The following is a 13,487-nucleotide window of genomic DNA, read 5'->3' on the forward strand; positions in this document are numbered from 1 at the left end:
TTTCCAGTAAAGAAAGTTTGAAACCCACCAGAAAATTTCTTGGTCTTGATTTGGGTTTTAAACAATTGAAAGGGAAGGCTCTTTTTTCAAACTTTTAAGAGTGTCGAGAAGAGTTGTGAGATGTTCATCAGTATGCAGGGCATTCATCGTCAGGCGTAGACGGGCTGCACCTCTTGGAACCGCTGGAGGGCGAAGCGTTGTAACGAGAATTCCTTTTTGACTGAGAACTTGCGCCATTTTTAGCACTTCACTTTCAGAAGAAAAGAGCAAAGGAATAAGATGGGACTGACTTTCTCCTACCACCCAACCAAGGTTTGAAAGTTTTTCCATCAGTTGGCGGCTTTGTTCTAAGACACGCTGCCTTTCGACCTGCATATCGGGAATCAAGTCGAGGGCAGCACTAATGGCGCCAAGAACCGCTGGAGGCAAGGTTGTTGTTTCGACGAGTTGGGGACTGAAGGCTAACATGTAATCGCGCATGAGGCGGCTGAGTCCGATATAGGCTCCAAAAGAGCCACACGCTTTGCCAAAAGCTCCAATCACTATGTCGATTCCATTTCGGTGCGAAGCAAGTCCCATGCCGTGTTTTCCCATCATCCCAATAGCATGAGAGTCATCAATACAAAGGAGGGCATCATGTTCGCGTGCAAGTTCGATCAAACCTTTTAAATCGCCATTTTCTCCATTGAGACCGAAGAGGGATTCTGAAATGATCACTTTTGTTGTACAAGACGTGTCTCGATGTTTCTCGAGTAATGTGCGCAGCTGCTTAAGGTTTTGGTGCTCGTAGCGTAAGAGTTTCGATTGGCTACCAGATGCCGCTTGCATCAAACTATTTTCACAAAACCGGTCGATAAAGAAAATAGCACGCGAACCTCCAATCGATCCGAATAACGTTTGTTTTGCTTGAAAAGGTGAAGAAAAAAGAAGAGAAGAGTCTTTTCCAAGTAAGTCAGCGAGTTTTTCTTCGACGTTTCTATGGTATTCTAGATGTTCAGTGACAAGGCGCGAGCCTGAAGATCCAGCTCCCCACTCAAGAACGTATTTAATTGTATTTTTCTTAACATAAGGGTGTTGTGAAAGTCCTAGAAAATCGTTTGATGCGAAATTGAGCATTTTTTGCTTAGAGGAAACAATGTGGTTTTCATCAAGAGGAACCACACATCGGAGCTGGCTATACTCTTTTTGTTCCCGATGTTTTTCAAGAGCTTTATGGAAATACTCGTACTTTTTCATGACGGAAAATCTTAACTTTTTTAAAGAAAAAATAACAAGTTTTTTACATAGCTTTTCAAGAGCCTTATTAAGGAAGGCCATGAACAACATATTGTATACTCAAACTTTTAAAGTCATTTGAGTATCATTGATGGCACGCCTTAGTATTCTCAAAAAGCTAGGTTGGATACAAATCTTGGTAGTTGGTCTATCATGTAAAGAGGAAGGGAAAGAATTGAATGGTCTAGCAAGAGAGGTGACATAGAGATTTTAACACCGAGAGGAGATTGTTTTTCCTTCATGAAGGTTTGTAAAGACCGAAGGCGTTCCGTTTTACCAGCTTTGACTTCAATAGGAATGATAGCTGATCCTGAGGTGAAAAGATAGTCGACCTCAGCAGAGCTACTTTTGCTTTCTCTCTTCCAAAAAAAGAGCTGAGGACTTTCATAAAAATCCCCTAAAGTGAGAAGTTGTTGTCCCACAACCTGCTCTGCAAGTCTTCCTGAATGAATTTGAAGAATATCTTTTTCCCAAAGTTCGCTGATATTCATTTTGTGGGAGGTGTGCAATAATCCAATATCTAAAAAAAGAATCTTAAAGCGAGTTTCCTTTATTTGAGCAAATAGGGGGACGCCAGAAGCCGATGTTGCAAAGACCCTATTGATTAACCCTGCATAAGAAAGCTGTTCTAACGCAACTTTAAGTTCTCGCGACCTGATTTCATTTGAAACATTGACATATTTAAAATGGGTTGCAACAAGACTTGGAGCTTTTTCGAAAAGCAATTGAAGATATTTATACTCTGTTTTTGAAGCATATTTCCCAAAATCATTTTGATAAGTTTGTAAAAGGGATAACTGGATTTTATGGGATTCAGAAAGAGAGTGGGTTTCTAAATAAGTATGGACAGTTGCAGGCATTCCTCCAATCACAATATACAAACGAAATAATTCTAAAAGTTTATTGTGGATTTCTGATGGAATTCCCTCTTCAACTGTTACATTGTCTAAAAAGTCTAGTACCTTTTTCTCTCCTGCATTCAATAAGAATTCAGAAAAAGATAGTGGACCCATGTATAAAAACTGCACTCTTCCAACAGGAAAAGAAAAATCAGTTTCGTGCATAACAAATTCTAAAAGAGATCCTGCAGCGATGACATGAAGGGCTGGCATTTTCTCCTTGAAATATCTAAGGGCCATAATTGCGCGTGGGCATTGTTGAATTTCGTCTAGGAAAAGAAGAGTTTTGCCCTCATTGATTGAGGCTCCTGTCATCAGCTCTAAACGATTAACAATTTTTTGGGGATCTAAAGATTCAAAACACTGACAAAAACTAGGTTGAAGCTCGAAATCAATGATAAGAGTGTTTTCAAATAACTCGTTTCCAATTTTTTGGACCACATAACTTTTGCCAACCTGTCTAGCTCCACGAAGGATTAAGGGTAAACGGCATTTTTTACGATGCCAGTCTTTAAGCTCTGTTTCAATTTTTCTAAACATTCTACTTACCTTTTCTTCTTTGTATTCGATATTTGGTTAATAAGAAAGGGTGTTTTATTCAAAAAATGGATAAAATACAGGGTTATTTTGTCCAAAAAATGGATAAAATACAAGGTTATTGTCAGGAGATATTGATTTTCAGTGGCTTATCCTCTGAAAATAAGAGGATGGGAAGTGTTTTTTAAACGGTCTCCAAACACATATCCCATCTTTTTATAGATATGGGTTTGAGGATCATCTTCACATAGGCGATAAAGTGTGATGTCTTTGGTGTATGCAATGAGTATTTGGCAGATACCTGGCGTTGAAATGAGATGCTCGAGAGAGAGGGGTGCATCAGGTGAAAAGAAAATTCCACTTCCTGCTTGTCTTGGAATGGGAATCAGTTTTTGCACGTCTTCTTGAATCGAAAGTTCTAAATTTTCTGTTGGAACAGCTGGTGCGTCAAGATGTAAAATAAGGCCGCAGGCAATCCCTTGCAAGCAAGAGGTTGAGGCAAGAGATGTTTCCCTTTTGAAAAGAGGGGGCATGCTTTCATTAGATTCATGAAAAATTTTAGGGATGTAAAATGCTTGGTCAAATCCAATGCGTAGAGGTTTTTTTTTGACTAAATTCGAAGCGATTTCAGCGAATTGGGGTCGCAGGACGATTTTTTTAATCGTATCTGAGCTGCGCCACATATCAAACCCTGCTTTGTAGAGTGAGGTGAAAGTTTGAGTTTTGAGTTTTTCCTCGTGGGTGTTTAACCGTTTGGCAAGAGTTTCAAACATGTATTTTTTGAGAGTATCGACTTCTTGAGGAGTTAGAAGATTTTCAAACTCGATGTAGTGGTGTTGATAAAAAAAATCGAGATGTTCTCTGGCGAGGGCAAATTTCATGCAATAGTTTTCTCTTGATGTATATAATACCATTTATCGAAAATAGCTTAGTGAAGATAGCTTGACTTTTTCAGTTAAAATTGAGTTTTCGATCTAGCTAAAGAGCATTTAGTTAGGTTCATCTCCAAACTCAATTTTCCCTCGAAAATCTCCTTGCTAATTCTGTAATTTATTTTCGATAAATGGTATACCTCAGATTGTATCCTAGAATAAGACAATTATCTAGAAGATTTTCATGCAAACAATAGAAGAGCTTAAAAGCGCCCTTTCTCAAATCGAAGCTAAAGTCGGTTATCAGTTCAAAGACGAGTCTCTTTTGGAGCGTGCCTTTATTCACCGCTCCTTTATTAATGAAAATCGAGGGGTTGTCAAAGGCCACAATGAGCGACTCGAGTTTTTGGGCGATGCCGTTTTGAGTGTTCTTGTTAGCGACTTTCTCTATAGTGAGCTGCCCGATCATCCTGAAGGTGAGTTGTCCTATTTGCGTTCACGCCTTGTCGAGGCGACCACCTGTGCGATGTATATTGAAAAGCTGGATGTTCAATCTTTTATTTTGATGGGAAAAGGGGAGTCGATGAATCAGGGAAAAGGACGCTCGACGATCTTAGCCGATTTGTTTGAAGCCTTGATTGGGGCGATTTATCTCGATGGTGCGATGGAAGAAGCTCACCGGTTCTTTTTCTCTCATTTTCACTCTTTCATCACTGAAATTATTGAGAGCCCGACCCGTAACTGGAAAGCAGAGCTGCAAGACTATTGTCAAAAAAATTATCAAAAGCCCCCTACGTATGAGGTCATCAATGAAGAAGGACCTGATCATGAAAAGACTTTTTATGTTGTGGTGAAGCTCGACAATCAGATTTTAGGAAAAGGGGCTGGTACTTCAAAAAAAGAGGCAGAGCAAATGTGTGCACAGCAAGCGATTGAAGCAATGAGGTTAGAGTGAGCAAAGTTAAAACAGTTTGGGTTTGTCAAGAATGTGGCAACAAGCAGCTTAAATGGTCGGGAAGTTGTAGTGTCTGTCATGAATGGAACACCCTTACTGAGGAAACTGCCTTGCCTGAAAAAAAAGGGCGGTTCGAAACAAAACTTTTGCGCACGGCTAAACCGGTTCTTGTTCAAGATGTTGATACTGAAAACTTCAAGCGATACAAATCGAATTACCAAGAATTTGATCGGCTGTCAGGTGGAGGTGTCGTTCAAGGTTCTTTAAACTTACTAGGAGGAGAGCCCGGTATCGGAAAATCGACGCTGCTTCTCCAACTTGCAAAGAATTTTGCCAACCAAGGTCTTGTTGTTTTATACGTATGCGGCGAAGAATCGGCTGAGCAAACGTCACTCCGTGCGAAGCGACTCGGCATTCAGAGTGATAAACTTTATTTATTGAGCGAAACAGTCTTTTCTGCCATTCGGATGCATGTTGAAAAGTTGCAGCCTGATATTTTAATCGTCGATTCCATTCAAATTGTCTACAAAGATGAAGTGCCAAGCGCTCCAGGATCTGTCACCCAAGTGCGAGATGTGGCTATGGAGTGCATGCATCTCTCTAAAGGACTGGGCATCACAACGTTTTTAGTGGGACATGTCACAAAGAGTGGAGAACTCGCGGGGCCTCGCGTTTTAGAACATATTGTCGACACAGTGTTTGAGTTTGAAGGAGATCGACAGCATGGCTACCGTTTGCTACGAGGCATTAAAAATCGGTTTGGTCCAACCGATGATGTTGCGATTTTTCAGATGGTTGAAGAAGGATTACAAGAAGTCGTAAATCCCTCCCTCACCTTCATGGAAGAAAGGGTGAAAGATGCACCTGGTTCAATCATGATTCCCACTATGGAAGGAACACGTGCACTTCTTGTCGAAGTGCAAGCACTTGTTGCGCCCTCTTCTTTTGCTTCACCTTCCCGAAGAAGTACTGGAATTGATTCCAAACGGTTGTCTCTTTTACTTGCCGTGCTTGAAAAGCGGATGGCCTATCGACTCCATGCTCTCGATGTTTTCGTTTCAGTGGCTGGAGGCATGCGTATTTCAGAACCTGCAGTCGATCTCGGTGTGGTGTTGGCAATTGCTTCTTCCTATTGCAACCGGGCTGTTCCTTCTGACGCTGTTGTCGTTGGGGAAGTAGGGCTTGCTGGAGAAGTGCGCTCTGTTCCTCGAATTGAAGCGCGAATTAAAGAAGCCATCCATATGGGCTTTAAACGGTGCTACCTTTCAGAAAAAAACCTGAAAGGAATCAATAAAAATTTAAAGGAAAAAATTCAGCTCCATGGCATTTCTCTTGTAGAAGATGCTATTGAGCGACTGATTACAAAACCATGATTATTACGGTAGGATTAAGAGACTCTAAACTCTCGCGCAAGCAATTAGACGAACTGATCCACCTTTTTTCTTCTGAGTACGAATTTCAGCCAACCTACCTTCAAACAATTGGCGATCGCCAGTTAGATGTTTCTCTTCGAAACATGGATAAAACCGACTTTTTTACCCGTGACATTGATGCCATACAACTCGCAGGGAAGGTCCGTATCAGCCTTCATTCTGCAAAAGATTTACCAGAACCTTTACCCAAAGGGCTCATGATGGTGGCATTGACAAAAGGGCAAGATCCTTCAGACTCTCTTGTCTTTCGTGAGGGGGAAAATCTAGAGACCTTGCCAAGTGGTGCCCTTGTTGGCTCTTCTTCGCCCAGGCGAGATAAAATCGTCCAAACATTACGTCCTGATTTGCTCTGCGTAGAGGTGCGTGGAACGATTGAAAAAAGGCTAGAAAAACTTTTCCAAGGTGAGATCGATGCGCTTGTTGTAGCTGAAGCTGCGCTCATTCGCCTTGAACTGACTTATGTAAACCGGATCTCTCTTCCAGGGCCCGTAGCGCCTCTTCAGGGGCAGCTTGCTGTTCTTGCTAGGGAAGGAGACCATGAAATGGCGAAGCTCTTTGCTTCTCTAGATAGTAGACGACACAACCCCGGAAAAAAAATGGCTGAGACAACGCTCTATTTGGGACTTGATCCTTCAAACTTTAAAACAGAAAACACTCTCATTCACTGTCCCATTATTCAAATTTTCCCACGTGATTTCAATCTTCCTCAGATTCAGTATGTTTTTGATGACATTCCCAAATACACCCACTTCATTTTTACAAGTAAAGTGGGAGTCAACGTTTTTTTCGACTGCTTAGCGCACTACCAATATGGAATCGATATTCTCGAAGGCAAAGAAATCATTGCTATTGGGGAATCAACAGCAAAAGCTGCTCGTGCGCGAGGAGCTCATGTGACACAAGTTGCAAAAGAAGAAACTCAGGAAGGGATCATTAGGATGCTTGCTGTCCAAAATCTCGATCATGCCTTTGTTTTTCTTCCTTGCTCAGCCCTTTCTCGGCCTGATTTGGCACATTTTTTGATGATCAAACGGATACGGCACCAACTTTGCAAACTCTATGATACTCGGGCTGTTGAATTAAAGAACCGTCCTGCACTAGAAGAGATCGATGAAATCGTTTTCACAAGTCCTTCGACGGTCGATGCTTTCAAAAAAATTTTTGGAGAAATCCCGAAGAATAAAAAATTAATCCCCATTGGCCCAATTACGCAAAGCAAATTAAATTCTGTATTTACTTTTTAAAAGTCCTCAGTTTTAATAGGAGTCAACCTATCCCATAATTTTGCTTTAATTTGATTTTTAGCATTTTGAGGAGGTTTAGAGTGCTTAGATTGAACACGTTGTCGATGCGAAACGGCTCAGTCTAAGCACTCTAAAGATGTCAAAAGACTGGAATAAAATATATTCTACATTGTGAGATAGGTTCAAAAAATAAATTGTATTGATCCTGAGGGTTGTCTCTTTTTGGGGTCTTTGCTAAGCTTTTTGGCACCTAGCGTGAGGTAAAGATGAAATTTTTAGGATTGTTTACCCGTCATCAACCCAAAATTAAAGTTGCATCTACTAAAAAAGATGGATTCAGTGGTTGGGTGAAGTGTACGAAGTGTGAGGAGATGATTCATGCGAATCAGCTCCAAGACAATCACAACTGCTGTCCAAAATGTGACCATCACTATCGGCTTTCAGCGGTTCAACGTGTTGAACTTCTGGCAGATGATGATACATTTCAAGAACTATTTTCTGAAATAGAGCCTACTAACCCCTTAAAATTCGTCGATACTGAAGACTACGATGACCGCCTAAAACGAGCGCGGAAGAAAACGGGACGCAACGAAGGAATTTTGGTTGGAACTTGCACCATCGAAAAAATGCCCGTAGCTCTTGGCGCTTTAGACTTTAGTTTCATGGGTGGTTCCATGGGATCAGTTGTCGGAGAGCGGATTACCTTACTCATAGAGCATGCGATCAAACATAAACTCCCTGTTATCCTGGTTTCTTCTTCTGGAGGAGCTCGGATGCAGGAGTCGATTTTCTCTCTCATGCAGATGGCAAAAACTTCTGCGGCACTTGCAAAACTCAGTGAAGCACGTCTTCCCTATATTTCCGTTCTGGCCAATCCAACAACAGGTGGGGTAACTGCTTCATTTGCATCTCTTGGCGACTTAATCATTGCCGAGCCCGATGCTTTGATTGGTTTTGCTGGGCCACGGGTTGTTGAGCAAACCATTGGGCAAAAGCTCCCTGATTCAGCTCAGAAGTCAGAATTTTTACTTGAGAAAGGGATGATCGACTGCATAGTAAGACGGGTGGAACTCAAGGAAAAGCTCGCTTTTTTCCTCAACTTTCTAATGGATAACAAGATTCCTCTTGTCAGTAAGAAAGAGATGAATTTAGGTGTGGGAACTGAGCGAGAAAAATTAGACGATTTAATTGCACTTTCGAGAAAAGAACGAGAGAAAAACGCCATTAAAGTCACCTCAGAGTGAAACATGAAAAAGCAAATCATCCCGACAGTTGTCGAAGAGGAAGCTTCGCTTCCTGTTTATGGATCTGAAGATGCTGCAGGAGCCGATGTTCGGGCTCACATCAAGGAAGACATTATTATTCATCCTGGAGAAAGAAGGTTGATTCCAACGGGACTTCGTTTTGCAATTCCGAAGGGATATGAAATCCAGGTGAGACCACGGAGTGGTTTGGCCTTAAAGCACGGAATCACAGTTCTCAATTCGCCAGGAACCATCGATTCAGATTATCGTGGTGAATTGGGAGTGATTTTGATTCATCATGGAGACGAGCCATTTACAGTGACCCCTCAAATGCGCATTGCGCAAATTGTGCTTGCCCCAGTTTATCAAGCAACCTTTGCCCTTAAAGACGAACTTGTGGCAACAAAAAGAGGAGAAGGCGGTTTTGGCCATACGGGAACGCATTAGCCATCTTTTCAAGAAAGGAGAAAATGTGACTCTCTCTGAACTTTTAGAGGATGGGGTGATCTGTTTTTTAGACTCAGCTCACCGAGATGAAGCGCTCAAGTCTCTGGTAGATGCCCTAGTTAAAGCTGGGAAAATTCTAGAAGCTGAGGCGTTTTTCGATGCCATTTTGAAGCGAGAAAAAATCGTTTCAACAGGAATTGGCATGGGTGTTGCAATTCCTCACGCAAAGCTTGAAGGCTTTGACCACTTTTTTGTGGCGGTAGGAGTGCAAAAATCAAAAGATGGAATTGATTGGGATGCTCTCGATGGAGCTCCCGTTAAACTGATTTTCATGATTGGAGGGCCGACAAATCAACAAACGGCATATTTACAAATTCTTTCCCGTCTAACGTCTGCGATCAAAGACGAAGGACGTCGCAGAAATTTGCTGATGGCCGAAAACCCGACACAAATCATCAATTTATTTACAGATTGCTAAGGCATCAAGATATTGATGGCATGCTTTCGTTTCTTGATTTATTCGTTTTGCTACGTTAAGTTGTAAGACATGAAGAATACAACTTTAACCATTTGTGGCATCGATGTTCAGCCTGGTGAGAAGCTGACGCTTGCTCTTCCCACACCCGAAATTTACACTTGCGCCCCTCTTCATATTCCAATGCATGTTTTGCATGGAAAAAAAGAAGGGCCAAAACTGCTGATCTGCGGAACATTTCATGGAGATGAAGTTAATGGGATTGCTATCATTCAGCGCCTTTTAAATTCTGCAACCTTAAAAAATTTAGCTGGAACGTTGATCACTATTCCTGTCATGAGCGTCTATGGTCTCATCAATCACAGTCGACTATTGCCTGATGGTCACGATTTAGAAGCGAGTTTTCCAGGATCTGAAACAGGCTCGTTTGCTGCTCGCCTTGCACATATTTTTACTTCAGAGATTCTCGACCATTGTACCCATTATTTGAGCATCAAAACAGGAGGCCCTGAGCGGTATAAAGTTCCTCATGTTGTGTATCAAGAAGGTGATGAAAGTGGATATCGGTTAGCAAAAGCTTTTAAAGCCCCCCTTATTCGCTCAACTAAAGAGAAATTAGGCATTTTTTATCATGATCCCGGGAAGCCAAAGTGCCCCGTAATGGTATATGAAGCTGGAGAGGCAAACCGTCTGGATGAATGGTCTGTTAGAGTAGGGGTAAAAGGGATCACAAAAGTGATGTCCGAGCTGGGAATGATTCGTCTGAAATCTTTACCAAAAGAAAGCAATCCTTATGAGATTGTTCAGTCTTCTTGGGTAAGAGCTCCTGGAAGTGGCCTTTTTTCTTTTACCAAACAGACCGGTATGTACATTGAACGGGGAATGCCTTTGGGTATTGTTTCTGATCCGTTTGGAACAGGTCAGCAGCACCAAGTCACTGCTTTAGAGTCGGGGATTATTCTGGAAATTACCACGCAGCCCCTAGTTTATGAAGGGCAGATCATTGCGCAAATCGGTCATTACGAGCGGCCTATCCCTCCTCCCGCTCCTGGAGAGATTCCACCTGTTCAACCTGATATTATAAACAATTGAAAATGATGGAAAAAGATTCTCGCTCTCACTTGTTTTTGGGCACAGTCATTTGGAGTTTAGCAGCTCTCTTTTACTTATATGAATTTTTCTTGCGCGTTTTTGTTTCGACAATTTCTGATCAAGTGATTGCTGATTTAAGTTTGACTGCACAACAGTTCGCCACAATGGGAGCCGGATACTATTTAATTTATTCATTCATGCAGCTTCCCGTTGGGATTTTAGTCGATCGACTTGGAGCCCGGCTTTTGCTGACAATTGCAGTTTTCTTAGCGGGGTTAGGAGGGTTCTCTTTTGCTTTTGTCCATGGGTTTTCGAGTGGATTCCTCAGTCGTTGTTTTATGGGGTTTGGGTCCTCATTTGCCTACGTTTGCCTTCTTGTTCTAGCGCTAAACTGGTTTCCACGAAAACACTTTGGTTTGATGGCCGGCATTGCGAATTTTTTAGGAGCTGCCGGACCTATGTTAGCAGGAGGTCCGCTTGCCTTATTGCTAACACTATTCCGCGATAATTGGCGCTTAGTCATCGGAGGAATTGGGGCTTTGGGCTTTGTTTTAGCGGTCTTTATCGGGGTTTTTGTGCGCAATACTCCACCAAGACAAAAAGGAGAAATCATTCATCTTGAACCTGGTAAAGAGTCGCTTCTTCGACGACTTGGAGAGCTTATTCGGATTCCCCAAGTTTGGGCGATCGTTCTTTATGCAGGATTTGTCTATGTGTGTCTTCCTTTGCTTGGAGCTTATTGGGGGACAAGTTTTTTACAAGCGCGAGGCTTTTCAAGAACCGTTGCAGCCTCAATTGCTTCGATGATGTGGGTTGGGTTGGGAGTTGGGTCGCCCGTACTAGGAAAGATTTCAGATAGTATAAAAAGGCGGAAACCCATTCTGTATGGAAGTGCTTTCTTTGGAATTGTTGTCACGATCCTTGTTGTCTATTTCCACTTAGAAAATAAGTTAATCTATATGGCGCTCTTTTTTCTCATTGGATTTGTCAGTGCAGCACAAAGCGTTTCATTTGCAACGATCACTGAGCATGTTCCTACCAAGCTACAAGCGACTGCTATCGGCTTGAACAACTCAATGATTATGTTTTTTGCAGCTGTCTTACCACCGATTGTCAGTTCATTCATCGGTCGCTCTGCTGCGATGCATCACGAAAAAGCGGGGCATTTCACAGATGCAGATTTTCAGGCTGGTTTTTTCTTCATGCCAATTTTTTATCTTTGCGCATACCTCTTAGCACTCTTTTTTATTCGTGAAACTTATTGCAGGCAACAATTTGAAGTTGTGAAGATCAGCAAGTCTGACTTGTCAAATATTCCATAGCTTTCACGTTGCTCAAAACCAATTTTTGAAGTTAAGCGATTCTAAGGAAATAATTTTTTCATTATTTTTTGCTTTTCCTTAGTGGAAATGACTTTAAGTAAAACGTGTTCTTTTAGGCATTGGTCGATTTGCATTTGATAATCTTTGAGGTTGATCCCATGCAATGCATACTCATTAAAGCAAAGAGTTAAAGCGTCATCGATTTTATTTGCGTTGCAAAGACGAACAAGCTGTTTTCGAAAAGCAATTGCTGCAGTAGACGAACCAGTTGTGCGTAGCTCCCGATGGTTATCATAGGGAATGGTCATTGCGGGCATCTCATTTTCTCCTGGACGAGAGCCTCCGCCCGACACGAGCCGCCTCATTTTTGGGTTGGTGGTTGATTTCCAAACATCATGGGGAAGCGTATGGTCGCTTTCGATACACCCTTTCACTGAGTATTGCTTTGTTAATCCATGAGTTCCAGTGATTCCACTGCATTTATCTAGGAAAACTTTGTACTCTCGAGGGTATTTGGAGGCAATATATTCGAGGTTAGCTTTTGAAAAGGAAATTGCACCGGTTTTTGTTCGACCAATTTTTTTATCTTTTAGGAGATGTTTTCTGAGGAGATTCCTTAGAATTTTTTCGGATTGATACCCTTCTTCATCCATCAGATAGTTATGCGGAGCAGAGGGTAAGAAAACAGGAGCAGCTTCAGCAGTATAGGAGTTTGCTTGTGACAGTTCTCCAGTTGCAAGCAGGGCTAGGAAAGAGTGAGGACGAAGGTTTACAATATCTTTGAGAGGTACAGCATATCGGATAAGGTTCATGCTATCTCCTTCGAGTTGAGAACCTAAATGCATCGCATTCATTCGACCTAGTGGATCAAAATAGGCTCCTCCAGAAGAGAAATAGTCGGAGTCATGATAGGCTAATAAGTACTTGGTTTGATAGGTAGTTTGAACGAATGAATGAACCGAAACCTTTAATGATTTCTGAAGGGGGTAATGAAGCAAAACGGGTTCAGTCACGATGTCCTCATGAGCAGAAAGAGGGACATGCCCTAATCGTTGCCCTACTGGCTCATTTAATTGTATGATTGCATAGTCAAGGCCAAGATCTTCTTCAATGACGCACTGGAAACTTGTATGACCGGCAATGTAGGATTTTCCATTAAATTCCGTCTGTCCAAATCTTACGTGAATATTTCTTACATCTCTACCCTGAACGGCGTGACGAGCAACCATGACTAGATTGTCAGCGATGAGAGTACAAGTTCCAAGGCTTTCTCCAGTCTTCTGATCTTGCATGGTTCCCATCTTATTGATTAAAGGTGAAATTGTCTCTGAAACAGGAATCACTCCGAATTGTTTCATGGTAAACGGAGGGGAGTAAATCAGGTCTAGTACATGGGTTTGTCTTAATCGAGAAATGTCAAAATGCCCTGTTACAGGCATGTAATTCTGTGTTTGCGTATTGTAAGGAAGAACAGGGTAAAAAGCTTTTTCCCTTGTGGAATATCTACAATCATTCATTTCTTGGTGTGATTGCCATGCTCTAGAAACTTTAGATTGGCCGTCACACCATGTTGTCTCAACCTGGTTTGGCAAGCTTGGTTGTTCTAATGAAAATGGGGCAACATACCTGGCATAAATACTGGACATATAAAATATCCTTCTGGGGATTAAGAAAAGAAAATAATTATAAAGA

Annotated in this window: 12 protein-coding genes; 8 read left to right on the forward strand and 4 right to left on the reverse strand. The window is 41.8% G+C overall.

Translation table 11 applies throughout. From position 1 onward, the window contains the following. Window positions 1-57: 57 nt before the first annotated feature. The 3 genes from SNE_RS02665 to SNE_RS02675 form a co-directional block, all read right to left on the reverse strand. Window positions 58-1,236, reverse strand: a complete 1,179-nt coding sequence (locus SNE_RS02665) for an aminotransferase class I/II-fold pyridoxal phosphate-dependent enzyme (RefSeq protein WP_065757300.1) — start codon at window positions 1,234-1,236, stop codon at window positions 58-60. 149 nt (window positions 1,237-1,385) lie between these two features. Beyond that, window positions 1,386-2,714 (reverse strand): ATP-binding protein, encoded by a 1,329-nt coding sequence (locus SNE_RS02670; protein ID WP_013942777.1) that lies wholly within the window; start codon window positions 2,712-2,714, stop codon window positions 1,386-1,388. A gap of 146 nt (window positions 2,715-2,860) precedes the next feature. Continuing rightward, entirely contained in the window at window positions 2,861-3,592 is a 732-nt protein-coding gene (locus SNE_RS02675; protein ID WP_013942778.1) for a hypothetical protein, read from the reverse strand. Window positions 3,593-3,827: 235 nt separating this feature from the next. Between SNE_RS02675 and rnc the strand changes: the two genes are divergently transcribed. The 8 genes from rnc to SNE_RS02720 all read left to right on the forward strand — a co-directional run bounded on the left by rnc (window position 3,828) and on the right by SNE_RS02720 (window position 11,795). Continuing rightward, window positions 3,828-4,538, forward strand: coding sequence for a ribonuclease III (gene rnc, locus SNE_RS02680; RefSeq protein ID WP_013942779.1), 711 nt, complete (start codon window positions 3,828-3,830; stop codon window positions 4,536-4,538). After that, window positions 4,535-5,911, forward strand: a complete 1,377-nt coding sequence (radA, locus tag SNE_RS02685) for a DNA repair protein RadA (RefSeq protein WP_013942780.1) — start codon at window positions 4,535-4,537, stop codon at window positions 5,909-5,911. Before rnc ends, radA begins: the two co-directional genes overlap by 4 nt. Beyond that, window positions 5,908-7,215, forward strand: a complete 1,308-nt coding sequence (gene hemC / locus SNE_RS13150; RefSeq protein WP_013942781.1) for a hydroxymethylbilane synthase — start codon at window positions 5,908-5,910, stop codon at window positions 7,213-7,215. The genes radA and hemC overlap by 4 nt, the downstream gene beginning before the upstream one ends. A 266-nt stretch (window positions 7,216-7,481) precedes the next feature. After that, window positions 7,482-8,459, forward strand: coding sequence for an acetyl-CoA carboxylase, carboxyltransferase subunit beta (accD, locus tag SNE_RS02700; protein ID WP_013942782.1), 978 nt, complete (start codon window positions 7,482-7,484; stop codon window positions 8,457-8,459). 3 nt (window positions 8,460-8,462) lie between these two features. Continuing rightward, window positions 8,463-8,906 carry a dUTP diphosphatase gene (gene dut / locus SNE_RS02705; protein ID WP_013942783.1) on the forward strand — a complete coding sequence of 148 codons (444 nt, stop codon included), beginning with the start codon at window positions 8,463-8,465 and terminating at the stop codon, window positions 8,904-8,906. Further along, window positions 8,884-9,384: a PTS sugar transporter subunit IIA gene (locus SNE_RS02710; RefSeq protein WP_013942784.1), complete on the forward strand. Its 501-nt coding sequence runs from the start codon at window positions 8,884-8,886 to the stop codon at window positions 9,382-9,384. The genes dut and SNE_RS02710 overlap by 23 nt, the downstream gene beginning before the upstream one ends. A 69-nt stretch (window positions 9,385-9,453) precedes the next feature. Beyond that, window positions 9,454-10,473, forward strand: a complete 1,020-nt coding sequence (locus tag SNE_RS02715) for a succinylglutamate desuccinylase/aspartoacylase family protein (protein WP_013942785.1) — start codon at window positions 9,454-9,456, stop codon at window positions 10,471-10,473. 2 nt (window positions 10,474-10,475) lie between these two features. Then, the gene (locus tag SNE_RS02720; RefSeq protein WP_041419179.1) at window positions 10,476-11,795 is read left to right on the forward strand and encodes an MFS transporter; all 1,320 of its coding nucleotides are present in this window, start codon (window positions 10,476-10,478) and stop codon (window positions 11,793-11,795) included. A gap of 41 nt (window positions 11,796-11,836) precedes the next feature. On the opposite strand, the gene SNE_RS02725 is transcribed toward SNE_RS02720, so the two are convergent. Next, a complete protein-coding gene (locus SNE_RS02725; protein ID WP_013942787.1) occupies window positions 11,837-13,441 on the reverse strand; it encodes a trypsin-like serine peptidase in 1,605 nt (534 codons plus the stop codon). Between the last annotated feature and the right edge of the window lie 46 nt (window positions 13,442-13,487).

Source organism: Simkania negevensis Z (genome assembly GCF_000237205.1).
Taxonomy (GTDB): domain Bacteria; phylum Chlamydiota; class Chlamydiia; order Chlamydiales; family Simkaniaceae; genus Simkania; species Simkania negevensis.

What these genes read in the sequence shown, in the direction of transcription:
- SNE_RS02720 (WP_041419179.1), top strand. Translation starts at nt 10,476, where the DNA reads ATGATGGAAAAAGATTCTCGCTCTCACTTGTTTTTGGGCACAGTCATT.
- SNE_RS02715 (WP_013942785.1), top strand. Translation starts at nt 9,454, where the DNA reads ATGAAGAATACAACTTTAACCATTTGTGGCATCGATGTTCAGCCTGGT.
- accD (WP_013942782.1), top strand. Translation starts at nt 7,482, where the DNA reads ATGAAATTTTTAGGATTGTTTACCCGTCATCAACCCAAAATTAAAGTT.
- SNE_RS02665 (WP_065757300.1), bottom strand. Translation starts at nt 1,236, where the DNA reads ATGAAAAAGTACGAGTATTTCCATAAAGCTCTTGAAAAACATCGGGAA.
- dut (WP_013942783.1), top strand. Translation starts at nt 8,463, where the DNA reads ATGAAAAAGCAAATCATCCCGACAGTTGTCGAAGAGGAAGCTTCGCTT.
- rnc (WP_013942779.1), top strand. Translation starts at nt 3,828, where the DNA reads ATGCAAACAATAGAAGAGCTTAAAAGCGCCCTTTCTCAAATCGAAGCT.
- SNE_RS02670 (WP_013942777.1), bottom strand. Translation starts at nt 2,714, where the DNA reads ATGTTTAGAAAAATTGAAACAGAGCTTAAAGACTGGCATCGTAAAAAA.
- SNE_RS02725 (WP_013942787.1), bottom strand. Translation starts at nt 13,441, where the DNA reads ATGTCCAGTATTTATGCCAGGTATGTTGCCCCATTTTCATTAGAACAA.
- SNE_RS02675 (WP_013942778.1), bottom strand. Translation starts at nt 3,592, where the DNA reads ATGAAATTTGCCCTCGCCAGAGAACATCTCGATTTTTTTTATCAACAC.
- hemC (WP_013942781.1), top strand. Translation starts at nt 5,908, where the DNA reads ATGATTATTACGGTAGGATTAAGAGACTCTAAACTCTCGCGCAAGCAA.